The sequence below is a fragment of the Undibacterium sp. RuTC16W genome (assembly GCF_049339445.1).
In the GTDB taxonomy this organism is placed as follows: domain Bacteria; phylum Pseudomonadota; class Gammaproteobacteria; order Burkholderiales; family Burkholderiaceae_D; genus Undibacterium.
The window spans coordinates 94727-108771 of record NZ_JBMPPE010000009.1; the positions used below are offsets into that span (position 1 = coordinate 94727).

Below are 14045 nucleotides of genomic sequence, written 5' to 3' on the forward strand. Positions count from 1 at the left end.
GTAAAACCTGAGCCTGTTTTTGTATCGCTTAAGTATCGCGGCACTATCATCCCGTAAAAAAATGTAATAGTCCTCAATATGACGCTGAGGGGGGACTATATTGACATGGCTTCATTTTACTTTTCTTGATCCCACTCCCAAAGTGGTTTATGGCTACGCCTCTGATGGCGTAGCTTTTTTTTGCCCGGTTGTGGGCGTCTATTCTTTCATCTTATCAGGAGCAGCAAGATGTTTTTGCCACTTTCCCGTTTTTCTCTCAGATTTGCAGCTTTCATGGTATTTGCGTGCACGTTGCTGTCGTTCGTCAGACCTGCGCTAGCGATTCCTGTATCGGATTTTCGTGCAGAAGATGCATTGCCAATTTTCGATGAAGTTAAAAAAAATCTTAGTTTAAGCGCCAATCAGCAGTTGCTGTGGCAGCAGACCGAAACCAAGGTACGCAATATCATGCGTACACGCGAGGCTCGCCGGCGTAATGTGCAGGAATCCATTAAGAATGGCATGCAAACTAAGAGTGCCGAGTTGCGTGATCTCGCAAAAGTGATGGATCAGGATGAGCTGATTTCTTTGCAGGAGAATCAGCAGCTCAGGGAGCTATGGATGACGATGCATGATGCTCTGGACGATAAGCAGTATGAGATTGTCCTGAGTTTGCTGATGGAGCAATTGACGCGCGTAGCTGATCAGCCAAGAGACTCACGCGCCGGTGGTGACGGACAAAAGCAAGGTGGCGGACGTCGCGGTGGTAAAGGTGGGCCGGGCGGACAAAGTGGCGGCGGTATGCCTGGTGGATCCGGTGGCATGAATCAGGGGGGGCCAGGTGCAGAGTAGTAGCCAACGAATGAAATGTGAACTGGGATCGTTTTAACTTCTAAAACCTATCCCGCTTATTTCATGTGGCTTTTGGAGGATAAAGTGCCGGAGAACCGCATAAACATTGGTGCTCACTAGCGCAATATCGTCCTGAATGTGAGGTTAATACGCGGTGTATGCAATCGGCTTTCTTTGGGAACGGCATGTTCCCATTTACTCTGAAGCTCACCTGACATGAGCAGTACGCTGCCGTTGCTTAGGGCGATGGTCAGTGGTTTTTGCATGGGATTTGTTTTGTGCCTGAGTTTGAAACGACGCGTTTCACCCAGGCTCAAAGAGGCAATGGTGGGTGAGGAACCGAGTTCCGGTTCGTCATCACTATGCCAGCCAACGCTGTCATGTTGATCGCGATACAGATTGAGTAAGACGCTATTGTAGGAATGTTGTGTCAGCTCTTCTATCGCGTGTTTAATGGCCAGCAGCGTTGGCGTCCAGGGGTAGGGATCAAGTGCTAATCCCGAATATTCATAGCTGCTTTGTTTGTCACCATACCATGCCGTCAGGCGTGGTTGCAGATGTGTTTTGCCCCATACGGTGATGGGATCCTGTCGCCACGGAGTGGTATTGAGTAGCTCGTGAAATAAATCCGTTGCATACTCTGCCGCATAAAATTGATGCGCAAATGCCAGCTCGCCATCGACGATCGTCAGTTGCTCCAGTGTTGTCGGCGCAGAAAAAAGATCGTACATGGAAGCTGGCAAATGACTTAATTTTAGTAGGCGCCCATGTAGTCTTTTTTGCCGATTTCAATACCGTTATGACGCAGCAGTGAATATGCAGTCGTGACATGGAAAAAGAATTGTGGCAAGCCATAGGCCAACAGATAATTTTGACCGCTGAGCTTTTTCTCTTTCGGCGTGCCTGGACGTAAAACGATATCAAGCTCTTCGCTGCCGTCAAATTGTGCCGGCGTCAGTGTATCGAGGAGTGCCAGTGTTTTGGCAATGCGAGCTTGCAGGTCTGCGAAGCTTTGTTCATTGTCTTCGTAGGATGGAACCTCAATACGGGCAAGACGCGCAGAGACGCTTTTCGCAAAGTCGGCTGCTATCTGAATCTGACGGGTAAATGACAGCATGTCTGGAAACAGACGTGACTGCAGCAAAGCAGAGGATTCGATATTTTTTGCCGTTGCGTGGGCCTCGGCTTTCGTCAGGACATCGCTCAAGCTTAAGAGCATTTGGCGGAATACGGGTACAGAGGCGGCATACATAGAAATTGTCATGGGAACTCCTGAAAAAGTGATTGCAGCGGGATGAAATTGCGACCGAGGTTGCGACTGAAGTTGCGACTGATATTGCGACGCTTGGCATGGAGTAACACAGCGTCTCTTCGCAAAGCATGATGATTATAGTGAGTTACCAGAAACCACGTATGAGTGGGTTGAATTTTGCTTGATCAGTGTCAGTAGAAGGCCTGCACAGCCTTGCTGCAACGACCTCGCTGTGCCTCGCTGAAATTATTGTGTGTCAGTCCTGCAATAAAAAACGCTGAGACAATTCAATTGTCATCAGCGATTTTTTATTGCGGCGGGTACAGCGCAATATGGCGCTGATTAGCTACAACTCATGCCTGTCAGGATGGAAAATTTCCCACACGTACAACGCTGCCTGAGCCGCCGATACTTTTGCTTACTTGCGGATCGCCATAATAGCTGACAGTGCCGGATCCGCCGATGCTGACTTTTAAATTATCCTTGGTCGCCGTGCTGACCTTGCCGGATCCGCCTATACTGATTTTGGCATCATTGACTTTGAGCGCTGCACCATCGATCGAGCCAGAGCCGCCGATGCTCATAGACACGGTTGATGCTGCACCGGCGACTTTAAAACTGCCGCTGCCACCGATGGACAATGCCAGGCTATCGGTAGCCAGACTACTCAGATTCACTGCACCCGAACCTGCGACGGTTACACGCAATTTAGTCGATTGCAGTTTGTCCGCATGGACTGTGCCGGAACCACCGACATCCAGTTCGTCAATTTGTTTTAGACGGATCACGATCTTCATGGTCTTGGTATCGAAGTTCGTGTTTTTTTCGACAGGGCGAATTTTAAGCGTGCCGTTGTCAACGACGGTTTCAATCAGCGCCAGCAGATTGTCGTCGGTTTCAATAGAAATACCTTCGTTACTTCCTTGTTGTAATTCCACATTGGCGGGCAGACCCACGCTGATGGCCGTGAATTGACTGACGGCACGGTTTTCCATTTGTACCTTGCCTGATCCGGCAATCTTCTTGCCTGATGCCCAGTTCCAGCTCCAATCTGCAGCGCTCGCAGCCGGAGTATACGTTGCCAGTCCGATTGCGCCGAATGCCAGGCCAATAACGCAAACACGATGTGCAAAACGAGTCAGAGTAGTCATGCTGTTTCCTTATAGGTGAGATCAAACAATGCTGTCGCAGTATGCAGATATGCATGGCGAGGTGCGAGGCGTTTGCGATGAAATGGTTTTTCCGTGGCGTAGAACGTCATGGATCTGGACAGACGGGCGCAGCAATTCAGGGACAATACGCGATCAGCGATTAATGAATGCCGTATCCCAGGTCGTCCTTGGCGCTGCTTTATCTAGATGATTTTCATTTTCTGCCTGAATACTAGCGATTTCTATCAGTACTTCGTTCGGAAAGCCGAGTCTATCTTCTCCAGGACCTTGAATAACCAGAGAGGTCAGGTAACGTTTCAGATGCATAGGTTCATTGCAGAACAGGCAAATACGTTGCCATAAATGAGGGTAAGCTGTTTTGATGTACTGATTTGGTGTCAGGCGCTCAATGTCATTGATCGACATGGCGACTATATTGCTCGGTGTGGGGTGCGACGAGTAGATTGCCTGAACGGTATCAGGAGGCGGCGGCGTAGTTGTCGCGGCTATTTGCTGGTTGCGCATAATCGTGCTGGCAGCGATATCTGGCTTGGGAGCGGCGATGCTTGAGAAGGGCGCTAAGGTGCGTAATATCTGCTCAAAAATCGGCAGCGATTGTCTCTCCCAGCGGATAGTTTTGATGCCCGCAGCTTTAAAAAAAGCCTCATTGGTCAGATACTTACCATCATCACCGAGCTCTTCGTTCAGCTCGATAACGCATAGTAAGCTCATACTTGCGTCAAAGATTGCATAATCTATTTTTCTGTCTTCGAGATCGGCTTGTTCAGTGCGTCGTAATTTGGCGTCCGTACTCATCGGCTCAAGCAAATCGATCAGGTCCACTTTCGGGAAAATATAGCAATTCGGCAGAGCGCGACGCAAACGTCCGAAAAAAACTTGTTCTTCTTTTTCAAAGAAGGGTTTTTCTTCATATGCTGCGGTCGTGTTTCTATTTTTCTTGAAAGGGAAAGAAAACATCAATCAGCCTTATGTTCAAAGTGGCATGCGGAGCATCTATGCAATCTGAACGGCATCTTTCGTCTGCTCAGATCTCAGTTCCGCATGTCTTCACGATCATATTCAAATTTGTTGTCTCGAACCGCGTCTGACCTATGTCTTGAGACTATGTGCTTGATGAACGATGTGTCGATTTGTTGCAAATAATGACTATAATTGTCATCTTTGTTTGCAAAAAAGGCAAGCTTTGTGTTATCCAAATACTACTGTTGAAGCGAAATTCAGGTTAAATAATGTTAAAAAATATTTAAAAACGTATTTAGGAATAATCCAGAAACGATTTAAAAATCTACTGAATATTAGGTCGTCAATCTACAACTGCTTAGTCTGAAACGTATCGCATTGCTCCATTTTTCCGCTTTCTAATCCCCGGCTAAACCAGCGTACCCTTTGCTCCGAACTTCCATGAGTGAAGGAGTCGGGGACAACCTGTCCCTGGGCTTTGCGTTGCAGGGCATCGTCACCGATGGCGGTCGCTGCATTCAGGGCGTTTTCTACATCGCCTTTTTCCAGGATGCTACGCGCCTGATTCGCGTGAAAAGCCCAGACTCCGGCAAAACAATCCGCCTGCAATTCCATTCTGACTGAAAGGGCATTTCCTTGTATCAGCGAGGCGCGAGCGCGTGCATCATGTACTTTTTCAGAGATGCCCAGCAGATTTTGTACATGATGGCCAACCTCATGCGCAATCACGTAGGCTTGCGCGAACTCCCCGCTGACGTTAAACCGGTCACGCATCAATCGATAAAAACTCAGATCGATATACACCTTACTGTCAGACGGGCAGTAAAAAGGCCCGGTCGCTGACTCGCCTTTCCCGCAGGCGGTAGATGTGAGGTTGTCAAAAATAACCAGATGCGGCGCTGTATATTGTGCGCTTCTGGCACGAAATAACTCCTTCCAGACATCTTCCGTATCAGCCAGTACTGTCCGTACGAACTTGGTTTCTCTGTCATTGGCGGGAGGACGGTTCTGATGCGCTGGCTGGCTTGTCGATACTTGCCCACCACCGCCGCCACTTAATAAACTCAATACCGTCAGAGGATTCACACCAAAAAAGTACGAGGCCACTAAAGCGATGACGATGGAGCCGATACCGATATGGCGACCGCCTAAGCCACCGCCGCCACCTCCTGCATTTTCATCACCGCGGCGGTCTTCTACATTATCGCTTTCGCGATTACCTTCCCATTTCATACGTATCCTTCCAGTTGCAATTCAGATGCAAGAGTATTTAAAAGTATATTTAATGAAGGTCATCGACTTGCAAAGCCTCGCGTTTTTTCTGTACGTCATACGCGGTCAGCATGGCATGCGCAATCAAGTCGACGGCAGGCCGGGTATTGCCTTGCTTGTCTTCCCATATCTTCGGCGTCAAAGCGCCTGAGAGTGAGAGCGCGTCACCATCATCCAATGCGAGCAGGGCTTCTTGCAAATCGTCATCGAACGCAATCACGTTACAAAAAATAGTATCCCCGTCAGCAAGCGCGACGCGCAGCTTGCAAGTGACATAATGGCTGCCTGACTGGCCTTGCCGTTGCTGTGCCTGACCGTACAATCTGCCAGCGATGAGTGCATCTATCACATGAACCTTTGCGTGTTATTTGAGTAATTGAAAAAAGTGCTCAGATTTTCTGACGATACGTTTAGATGCTGTCCCAAACAAATCATGAGTTTCTTGCAGCACATATTCATTGATGTCTTTCAGATGAAAAATGACCCCGCGAAAATTGGTGCCCAAGTAATCGAATGGGGTAAGTTTAGTTTTGACGGGAATATCGCTCACCAGTAAGTTACGTAATTTGCGTTCCAGATCGTATAAAGATTTTTCATCAAAAGAGACCGTAGTACCCTTGGGAGTAGGGAAGTTCGTAGAAAATGAAGAATTTTGCCCCATGGGATTTTTAATGGTAATTTTTACGCCGAGCTTTAAGAATTTGGCTGTCGCAAAAAAATCATTATCATCGTACATGCAATCTCCTTATTTTTTATAGTAAAGCAGATCGTTTACAGACTTGCCAGAGTTCGATAATTTTCTGTCGCTGTTGCAACGTCTGTGAACTAACATAATCCGCTGACATGGCAGATTCAGGGGTTTTATCCGTTCGTCTAGATCATCAGCAATTTACGCCGCTCATATTCCGTTTTAATAATATACCGCTGGATGGCAACTTCCATTGCATGCGGCAATTTAAAAAACTTCACCCCGATCCGGTAGCGTCCGTGTCCATCTCTGCTAATTAAGGTCACGTGTCTGATGTGACCGGCGCAGGTCAAGACCGTTTTATCTGACAAAGGTATCTCGAGCTGCATGATTTTATCGTCTACGCGTAGTGATGGCTGTCCGGTTAGGGTTGCCCCAAAACCTCCAACGCTCAGATCATGCAAGACCAGGTCATGGATTTTTGTCCCGTCTTCCATCAATAAAACTACTTTGAGCGGATTAGCCACCGGTAATAAATTCCGGTAAGTCTCGCGTCGCTGCAGGCGAATAATACGCTCCGGCAAAGGCACCCAGAACGCCTGATGCTCACCCCACAGAAAGCGGTTAGGCTGTAATCCTGTGAATTGTACGCGGATGCCATCAGGCATGGCGACGAACGCACAGGTCGCACTTTTGGGGAGAAGTTTATTGGCCCTCTCGTCGCCACCCAGATCAAAAATCAAGGCCTCAGCGCGCGCCTCCAGCAACATGCTAAGGATAAATTCCTGACCGCCGTTAAAATAAACAGTAACAGGCTCTCTGCGGTGTATGAGATCATTGAATACATTCAATATCTCCATCTTACCGAGCAAAAAATAGCGATCCTCAATTTCGTCATTGCTCAAGGACGCCGACATGGATTTTTCTCCAAATAATGATGTATATGAAAATACTCTCTGGGAGTAAAGAGGTCAATACCGTTTGGCTGTGTTTGGCTTTGTTTGGCTGTATATGTAACAAGATGGTGAGTATCAGGTTCTGAATTTTACCGCTGGATTACGCAGACATACCGCCTCCACTTCCGACTTGGCAAAACCTGGCCAAAGGAAGCAAAGAGATCGTACCGAAAGTAAAGTGAGCTGTCTCACGCATGCTGGCTGATAAAACCTTGCTCGTTGATAAAAATGGCGGCATGGACTGATACACTGTTGTCAGTGCATTACGCCCTTATAATTTCTCAATATTCTTATCGTTTACGACTATCGGACAGGAGACCAATAACATGATCAAAGGTAGTTGCTTTCATTTACGCCATGTTCGCAAAGAGGATGTTCCTGAACTGATCACTCTGATGAATTCGGCCGAAGCTAAAGGCGAATTTCTGTCGCTTGAGGTGATGTTGCCTGGCGCATTGGAAAAGAAGTTTGAGGCCGAATCCCAGTCCAAAGACATCAGCGAGAGCCTCCTCATTATTGATGGACATGAGACGAATCAGGGCGCGAAGAAGGACACAATACTTGGCCGCGTTTTTCATTTCAAAACGGTGCCTTACTTTAACTCGCGTGAAATAGGCTATGGCATGTTTATCAGCAAGATGCGGGGTAAAGGCATCATGACCGAAGCGGTTCAGTTATTGACTAACTACCTGTTTAACACCACGCTGCTTAACCGGCTGGAGATTCATATGCATGTCGATAATATCGCCTCAGAAAAAGTCGCCATCCATTGTGGTTATCTGAAAGAAGGTATCGCTCGAGGTGCTGCCTTCAGCCGTGGCAAGCATATTGATATTACGATGTATGCCTTGTTACGCAGTGAGTGGGAGCAATTGAATGAACTTAAGTGAGTGAACTTAAGTGAGTGGACTCAAGTGAATAGGCTTAAGTGATGCTCACGAACAAACCCATCGCAGTCCTGATTCCATTGCATATTTCATTTTTATCAGAGACGGGTGCATGATCAAGATCTATCACCACACAAGTTACAGACCAATATATTTTGACGAATACAGAGATATCTTAATATGACCCGTTTAATTACCCAGCACACCTTAGCCGAGTTGACGCACGCTGCCCAGGAGAGTCCGCGCTTGCGAAAAAATTTGAATTTTCACACCAGCAATGACAGTGTTTGTCACCGCTTGTTGAATGCATTGGAACCCGGTACCTACGTCGCCCCGCATCGTCATCTGCATGCAGAAAAAGATGAGACCATGATGGTGATGAGCGGTAGCTTCGGCGTACTATTATTTGATGAACAGGGTGTAATAACTGAGACCGTCGTACTCTCGCAAACCCGGGGTAGTTTGGGCATCACCATCCCGGCTGGAGTGTTTCACAGCATGGTGGCGCTCGAAAGTGGCTCGATATTTTTTGAGAGTAAAGCCGGACCTTATGCCGCTTTAGCCGAACAGGAGAGGGCGCAATGGGCGCCAGCCGAGGGGGATCCTGGCTGCGTCGTCTATCTGCAAAATATGACAGCGCAATTTGCCGAGTAATCATCAGTCAGTTGGAGTTTAGAAGTGCGCCGGTAATTCAAGAGGGATCTTTGCAATGAGATCAGTTATTTTTGGTCTTACTTCCACCTGAATGGCAGTCAGGATCCTCGCTAGTTGCGGGGATTTTTTCTATGATAATGACGTTCTTGTCCATTGGCACAAGGACTTGTGATTTGACCGGTTGCTCAGCAACCGCTTTGCGCGGTCGCACTGGTTGTGGATGATGTAACCAAAACATAGCTTGCCCTTTGTCGGATGAGTAGCTGAGATGGGGGAGTCCACAATCGAATACAAGTCCCGTCCAGATATTCTTGTCTGATGTCGATGTGTCGAGCATGTCAGTACGCATCTTGTTGACGACGGACATCACTAATACATCTTTTCAACCTATCGATGCCATCGGAGTCTGATTATGGCTATCAGGCGTTCGCCTGCGTTCGTTTGCCTGCATTTGCCAATATTAATTAATGAGCTGGCTTGGTCCGCTCAATAAATGCTGCATGCGGATAGTCTGCGGGTGCAAAAGGAAAGCCTTTCGACGTCAGCCATATACAGGCTTCTTGCATATCGGAAAAGTAATGCACCAGATGTTCCGGTAAGTTGCCAGTCTGTCGCTGGTGGATTGCCAGGCGCATCTGATCTGGCACGATGACGGCAAGGCAGACGCAACCGTGCTGAAACGCCCATTCACGCATTTGCGGAAAAGCCTGTAGGGATGAGGCGCTGGACATTTCCCAGTGTGCTGCATTGGTGAGTCCTGCCCACGGCGTGCCTACCGGTGCTTTTTCTTGTGTGTCACGAAAGCAGGCGAGAGTGCCTTGCTCATTGAAGCTGCCAGCGGTGGTGCGAACCAACACGTTACGAACGAGGGAAATCTCCCATTCTCCATGTATTTTCATTGGCTAAATTTGTACGGGGTAGGTACATACTGAGTACAGAATAAGGCATCATTGTACTCAGTTTGTTCAACGCTTGCCGTTGCTGACCTGGTGCTGATCACCAGGGGCAACTGTCAAAATCAGGCTGTGTATTCAGAGCAATTACTGAACAGGATTTTTAGGGAACAAGCGCAATGAAACCGGCGCACTGAGTTTTTTCTGGTCGCGGCTTGCTGCTTTGAATTTGCAGGTTTTGACCAGCTCTACGCTAGCCCGGTCCAACTCTGGTTTGCCGCTTCCCCACTCCAGCGAAAAGCGTCCTGGCATTCCGATGTCGGAGATATAAGCGCCAACCACAATGCCCCGGCCACGCTCTTTATCGCTGGCAAAGCGTACCAACTCAGATTCGGCGCAGCTTTCCGGGATCAGTTCAGGCTGATACTCAATCGCTCCGTTATAAGACCATTTATACGCAACGATTTTCGTCATTTTTTTATTCGGTGCAGTTGCCACTAATTGACAGCCCATGATCGTACTGCTAACCGTATCGTCAAGTATGCGCCATCCGCTACTTTTCAGAATATTGACTCCCTCGATTTTGCCACTCTCATCAATGTTGAGACCGATGACGGAATTGCCCTGAAAGGCATTGCGTAGTGCAACCATGGGATATTCCGGCTTGCGACAGCGGCTCAGCAAGTCACCATCAGGGCGGCTATCGGGCGTCTCGGTAGTTGACGCTGGCACCGCTGTGGTCGCTGCATCTTGAGCGTATGACAGAGCAGTCACGCTGACCAAGAGGGCGCCGAGGAAATTTTTTATTAGTTGAGGCATTCAGAGCTCGCTTTATCCCTGCGCGGGACGGGGTTGGTTAGGATCGGTTGCACGGTCATCGATGAAAACGGTGCAGCGATATATTGCTGTTGATTAATAATTGACATAAATCAACGCAAACAGCATCTTATAATAAATATTGTTTTTCAATCAATTTATTTCTTTGATGATAAGTAATCTGTGAGCTGACCGAGTCGCATACAGCCGTATGCATTCGTGCGTGGCCTAAACAGCGACTACTCGCCGGGCCGGATAATGGCTACAACACATCCTCGTTGAGGTAATGCGTTCTGACAGATGCTTTGTGGTGATGCGCCGGGGTTTGCCTGCTAGCTCAGGCGTTGCCTGATTTTATGAAGTCGTCGCTGCTGGTGGTTTCTGTTTTTTTACTTTTTTTACCGGAACAGGTAATGCTGCCACAGTGCAGAGCGCAAGTTGGCAAAGGCGCTCGCGGTCTTCCCACATATCAGCATCCAGCAAAAACCAGGGCTTGGCCGAGGGGTAGGGTGGTGCTTCGCTTACGGTGCCGAGAAAAGCGCGTCCGGCGTCTGTGGGTTTAATAAATAACTGATCATCGCAAATGACGGCGAACATTTTTTCCGATAAATACAGGCCATATTCGCCAAACATGCGTTTTGCTGTGACGGCGCCACAGCCACTCAACTGATCCACAATAAATTCAACACTGCTCGCCTGACTCGCCATGGTGATTCCTGTCTGATGATCGTTAGATGTTTATCTGCTGTTGCTATCGCTCTGAAGCACTGTCGACTGTACCCAGTTGCAATTGAGCGGACGTTCAGCTTTTTGCAAAACCTTGATCCAGATACGCCATGATGTCACGTGATTCATAGAGCCATTTCACGCTGCCGTCGTCGTTGGTGATTCTCAGGCAAGGTACTTTCGGACTACCGCCTTGAGTCAGTAAGGTATCGCGGTGGTGTTTTGATGCCTGAGTATCACGCAGTTCTATGTTTAAGGAAAGTCTGCGCATTTCCTGACGGACTTTGATGCAAAACGGGCAGGTGTTGAACTGATATAGCGCCAGTTTTTTACAGGTGGCATCAACATTTTTTTGCGCATCGGGTGATCGTTCCAGACCTTTTGGCCGCGCCAGGTATTCGTTCAGTAGCATGAAAGGGCCAAGGATGGTGCGGATTAATCTGAAAAAGTATTTCATGAATTCTTTCGGTAGGAACGGTGAGCAATACCGGGTGCTGTGCAGGCGATCCCGGCCATCGAATGTCGCATTGCCGTGATCAGCATTGTGCCGGCATTGTAGCGGTGAAGTGATATGTTCAGTAGCGTGTTTTTGATAATTTTAAAAAGCGATCCGCATAGTCTAAGCGCCTCGTGGCGCATAAATGCCCTGAAAGCCGCATGAACATTGCGGATTCATTTTTAAAAGTACGCAACAATACTCAGCAATGTCTAAACAAATACACAAATAGATAAGCTCAGAATAAAAAATGGCGGGCAGTATTTGCCCGCCATCTGCTATCCACTTTTTAGATACTTACCAGATCGATACGCGCTGCTCCGGCGGCAGGTACATCTGGTCACCTGGCCTCACATCAAAAGAGGTATAAAAATCCGGATGATTCTTCAGGCTCCCATTAACGCGGAATTCGCCGGGAGAATGCGGATCAGTTTTGATCAGCGCCAGCGAACGTTGTTCACGCGATTTGTTGCGACGTGCTTGTGCCAGACCCATGAACAAACGCTGTTCTGCCGTCCAGCCGTCAATCACCGGTGCGGGTTTGCCCTCCAGCGATAACTTGTAAGCGCGCAGTGCCATGACGATACCGGCGTTATCCGCGATGTTTTCGCCGAGTGTCAGTTCACCATTCAAAAAATGGCCTGGCACCGGGCTATAGCCGTTGTACTGCTCAACCAGCGCCTTGGTTTTACGATTGAATTTTTCGCGGTCTTCTTTGGTCCACCAGTCGCGCAGATTACCATCGCCATCATATTGCGAACCTTGATCATCAAAGGCATGACTGATTTCATGGCCAATCGAGATACCCAGCGCACCATAGTTGACGGCGTCTTCTGCGTTCACATTAAATAGTGGCGATTGCAGGCGCGCTGCGGGGAAGACGATCTCATTCATCTCCGGGCTGTAATAGGCATTCACCGTTTGCGGTGTCATGTGCCATTCTTCACGATCGATAGGCTTGCCGAGTTTGGCTATCTGTAAGGCATGCTCTGCCATACGCAGTCGCATCAGATTGCCGAGCAAATCGTCTTTGCTGATCTGAACGGCAGAGTAGTCATGCCACTTGTTGGGGTAGCCGATCTTGACGCTGATTTTGGCGAGTTTGGCCTGAGCCTGCTTTTTGGTTTCTGGGCTCATCCAGTCGAGAGTGTCGATACTTTCTTTAAACGCTGCGAGGAAGTAGCGCACCATTTTTTCTGTGCGGGCTTTGACTTCAGGTGCAAAATATTTTTCGACATAAGCCTGACCGACGGCTTCGCCCATGACCTGATCAACCAGTGCTACACCGCGTTTATCACGCGAGCGATTCTCTTTGATGCCAGCGAGGATCACACCTTTAAACGCAAAATTTTCATCGACAAACGCAGTCGATAAATAAGGACTGGAGTTACTGATCAGATGCCATGTGAAATAGGTTTTCCAGGTATCGAGTGAAGTATTTTGTACTATCTCGTTCATCCCTGTGAGAAAACTTGGTTGCTCCACCACGACGGCATTGACCTTGCCTGCAACGCCGGCGGCTTGCAAATAGGCGGACCAGTCATACGCTGGCGTCAGTACATTGAGCTGCTGGATATCGAGTTTGTTATAAGTTTTGATCGGATCACGATTCTGTACCTGCGTCCATTGAACTTTGGCTAGCCCGGTCTCTAAGGCAACGATGTTTCTGGCATCGGCTGCGGCCTCTTTATCGCCCGCGAGGCTCAGCATTGTTTCAATGTGCGCCTGATACTTCGCGAGGATGTCTACCATCTTGGCATCGTCTCGCTTCAGGTAATAATCACGGTTGGGCAAGCCCAGTCCCGATTGGGCGATGCCGACGACGTATTGCGTCGAATTTTTATTATCCTGACCGACGTTCATCCGATATGGTGTGGTCACGCCGATGGATTGCAGATGAGCGATCAGTGCCGTCAATTGTTTTTTATCGCTCAGTGCCGCTATCGTTGCCAGCTCTGTGCTTAGTGACTGGATACCCAGCGTATCGAGCTTTTTCTGATCCATGAAGCTGTTGTACAGGTCGCCGATTTTTTGCTGATTGCTCCCTGCGATTTTGTCTGGCTTAGTGGCAGCGTCTTCAACGATGGTGCGCAGTTGCTGCTGCACGTCTTCACGCGCTTTCATAAACGTACCCCAGTCGGATTTGTCTGACGGGATCTCGGTTGCCTTCAGCCACGCACCTTGTGAATACCGGTAAAAGTCATTTTGTGCCCGTACCGTTTTATCGATACTGTTGGTTTGTATGCCCGAGCTTAATGTGCCGGCGATAGCTACTGTATCCGCGGCATACGCTGAGTAGCTAAGTGTGCTCATAACAATGAATGTGCTGAGTGTGCTGGCGGTGAGGGTATTGAGAAGGGGGCGTTTCATGACATCGTTACTTTCAGATAGGGATAAGTTCTGGATAGGCGTCGCTGTGTGACGCAGGGTAAGCGTGACACG

16 protein-coding genes are annotated in these 14045 nt (G+C 48.4%); 3 read left to right on the plus strand and 13 right to left on the minus strand.

Annotated features, from left to right (window positions below):
• Positions 1-228 precede the first annotated feature (228 nt).
• Positions 229-831 carry a hypothetical protein gene (locus ACO0K4_RS16450; protein WP_422957742.1) on the plus strand — a complete coding sequence of 201 codons (603 nt, stop codon included), beginning with the start codon at positions 229-231 and terminating at the stop codon, positions 829-831.
• A gap of 116 nt (positions 832-947) precedes the next feature.
• Here ACO0K4_RS16450 and ACO0K4_RS16455 read toward each other — a convergent pair whose 3' ends face one another.
• From ACO0K4_RS16455 to ACO0K4_RS16490, 8 genes are all read right to left on the minus strand, one after another.
• Positions 948-1562, minus strand: coding sequence for an alpha-ketoglutarate-dependent dioxygenase AlkB family protein (locus ACO0K4_RS16455; RefSeq protein WP_422957743.1), 615 nt, complete (start codon positions 1560-1562; stop codon positions 948-950).
• Between the two features lie 23 nt (positions 1563-1585).
• The gene (locus tag ACO0K4_RS16460; protein ID WP_422957744.1) at positions 1586-2095 is read right to left on the minus strand and encodes a DUF1993 domain-containing protein; all 510 of its coding nucleotides are present in this window, start codon (positions 2093-2095) and stop codon (positions 1586-1588) included.
• 350 nt (positions 2096-2445) lie between these two features.
• On the minus strand, positions 2446-3234 hold the full coding sequence (locus ACO0K4_RS16465; protein ID WP_422957746.1) for a head GIN domain-containing protein: 789 nt from the start codon (positions 3232-3234) through the stop codon (positions 2446-2448).
• 153 nt (positions 3235-3387) lie between these two features.
• Positions 3388-4212 carry a DUF2726 domain-containing protein gene (locus ACO0K4_RS16470; RefSeq protein WP_422957747.1) on the minus strand — a complete coding sequence of 275 codons (825 nt, stop codon included), beginning with the start codon at positions 4210-4212 and terminating at the stop codon, positions 3388-3390.
• Between the two features lie 351 nt (positions 4213-4563).
• Complete coding sequence (gene ypfJ, locus ACO0K4_RS16475) at positions 4564-5448, minus strand: KPN_02809 family neutral zinc metallopeptidase (RefSeq protein WP_422957748.1); 885 nt, start codon at positions 5446-5448, stop codon at positions 4564-4566.
• Between the two features lie 49 nt (positions 5449-5497).
• The gene (locus tag ACO0K4_RS16480) at positions 5498-5836 is read right to left on the minus strand and encodes a single-stranded DNA-binding protein (RefSeq protein WP_422957749.1); all 339 of its coding nucleotides are present in this window, start codon (positions 5834-5836) and stop codon (positions 5498-5500) included.
• Positions 5837-5851: 15 nt separating this feature from the next.
• Positions 5852-6223 (minus strand): hypothetical protein, encoded by a 372-nt coding sequence (locus tag ACO0K4_RS16485; RefSeq protein WP_422957750.1) that lies wholly within the window; start codon positions 6221-6223, stop codon positions 5852-5854.
• 137 nt (positions 6224-6360) lie between these two features.
• Positions 6361-7092, minus strand: a complete 732-nt coding sequence (locus tag ACO0K4_RS16490) for a flagellar brake protein (RefSeq protein WP_422957751.1) — start codon at positions 7090-7092, stop codon at positions 6361-6363.
• 365 nt (positions 7093-7457) lie between these two features.
• Between ACO0K4_RS16490 and ACO0K4_RS16495 the strand changes: the two genes are divergently transcribed.
• Both ACO0K4_RS16495 and ACO0K4_RS16500 read left to right on the plus strand, forming a co-directional pair.
• Entirely contained in the window at positions 7458-8021 is a 564-nt protein-coding gene (locus ACO0K4_RS16495; protein ID WP_422957752.1) for a GNAT family N-acetyltransferase, read from the plus strand.
• A gap of 177 nt (positions 8022-8198) precedes the next feature.
• A complete protein-coding gene (locus ACO0K4_RS16500; RefSeq protein WP_422957753.1) occupies positions 8199-8672 on the plus strand; it encodes a WbuC family cupin fold metalloprotein in 474 nt (157 codons plus the stop codon).
• 464 nt (positions 8673-9136) lie between these two features.
• Here ACO0K4_RS16500 and ACO0K4_RS16505 read toward each other — a convergent pair whose 3' ends face one another.
• The 5 genes from ACO0K4_RS16505 to ACO0K4_RS16525 form a co-directional block, all read right to left on the minus strand.
• On the minus strand, positions 9137-9571 hold the full coding sequence (locus tag ACO0K4_RS16505) for a hypothetical protein (RefSeq protein WP_422957754.1): 435 nt from the start codon (positions 9569-9571) through the stop codon (positions 9137-9139).
• 141 nt (positions 9572-9712) lie between these two features.
• Positions 9713-10384, minus strand: coding sequence for a TonB family protein (locus ACO0K4_RS16510; protein WP_422957755.1), 672 nt, complete (start codon positions 10382-10384; stop codon positions 9713-9715).
• A 351-nt stretch (positions 10385-10735) separates the two neighbouring features.
• Positions 10736-11089 carry a TfoX/Sxy family protein gene (locus tag ACO0K4_RS16515; RefSeq protein ID WP_422957756.1) on the minus strand — a complete coding sequence of 118 codons (354 nt, stop codon included), beginning with the start codon at positions 11087-11089 and terminating at the stop codon, positions 10736-10738.
• A 94-nt stretch (positions 11090-11183) separates the two neighbouring features.
• On the minus strand, positions 11184-11564 hold the full coding sequence (locus ACO0K4_RS16520; RefSeq protein WP_422957757.1) for a glutaredoxin family protein: 381 nt from the start codon (positions 11562-11564) through the stop codon (positions 11184-11186).
• Between the two features lie 336 nt (positions 11565-11900).
• A complete protein-coding gene (locus tag ACO0K4_RS16525) occupies positions 11901-13973 on the minus strand; it encodes a M13 family metallopeptidase (RefSeq protein ID WP_422957758.1) in 2073 nt (690 codons plus the stop codon).
• Positions 13974-14045 lie beyond the last annotated feature (72 nt).

Coding starts and splice junctions, on each gene's coding strand:
- ACO0K4_RS16450 (WP_422957742.1), top strand. CDS start 229: ATGTTTTTGCCACTTTCCCGTTTTTCTCTCAGATTTGCAGCTTTCATG.
- ACO0K4_RS16455 (WP_422957743.1), bottom strand. CDS start 1,562: ATGTACGATCTTTTTTCTGCGCCGACAACACTGGAGCAACTGACGATC.
- ACO0K4_RS16460 (WP_422957744.1), bottom strand. CDS start 2,095: ATGACAATTTCTATGTATGCCGCCTCTGTACCCGTATTCCGCCAAATG.
- ACO0K4_RS16465 (WP_422957746.1), bottom strand. CDS start 3,234: ATGACTACTCTGACTCGTTTTGCACATCGTGTTTGCGTTATTGGCCTG.
- ACO0K4_RS16470 (WP_422957747.1), bottom strand. CDS start 4,212: ATGTTTTCTTTCCCTTTCAAGAAAAATAGAAACACGACCGCAGCATAT.
- ypfJ (WP_422957748.1), bottom strand. CDS start 5,448: ATGAAATGGGAAGGTAATCGCGAAAGCGATAATGTAGAAGACCGCCGC.
- ACO0K4_RS16485 (WP_422957750.1), bottom strand. CDS start 6,223: ATGTACGATGATAATGATTTTTTTGCGACAGCCAAATTCTTAAAGCTC.
- ACO0K4_RS16490 (WP_422957751.1), bottom strand. CDS start 7,092: ATGTCGGCGTCCTTGAGCAATGACGAAATTGAGGATCGCTATTTTTTG.
- ACO0K4_RS16495 (WP_422957752.1), top strand. CDS start 7,458: ATGATCAAAGGTAGTTGCTTTCATTTACGCCATGTTCGCAAAGAGGAT.
- ACO0K4_RS16500 (WP_422957753.1), top strand. CDS start 8,199: ATGACCCGTTTAATTACCCAGCACACCTTAGCCGAGTTGACGCACGCT.
- ACO0K4_RS16505 (WP_422957754.1), bottom strand. CDS start 9,571: ATGAAAATACATGGAGAATGGGAGATTTCCCTCGTTCGTAACGTGTTG.
- ACO0K4_RS16510 (WP_422957755.1), bottom strand. CDS start 10,384: ATGCCTCAACTAATAAAAAATTTCCTCGGCGCCCTCTTGGTCAGCGTG.
- ACO0K4_RS16515 (WP_422957756.1), bottom strand. CDS start 11,089: ATGGCGAGTCAGGCGAGCAGTGTTGAATTTATTGTGGATCAGTTGAGT.
- ACO0K4_RS16520 (WP_422957757.1), bottom strand. CDS start 11,564: ATGAAATACTTTTTCAGATTAATCCGCACCATCCTTGGCCCTTTCATG.
- ACO0K4_RS16525 (WP_422957758.1), bottom strand. CDS start 13,973: ATGAAACGCCCCCTTCTCAATACCCTCACCGCCAGCACACTCAGCACA.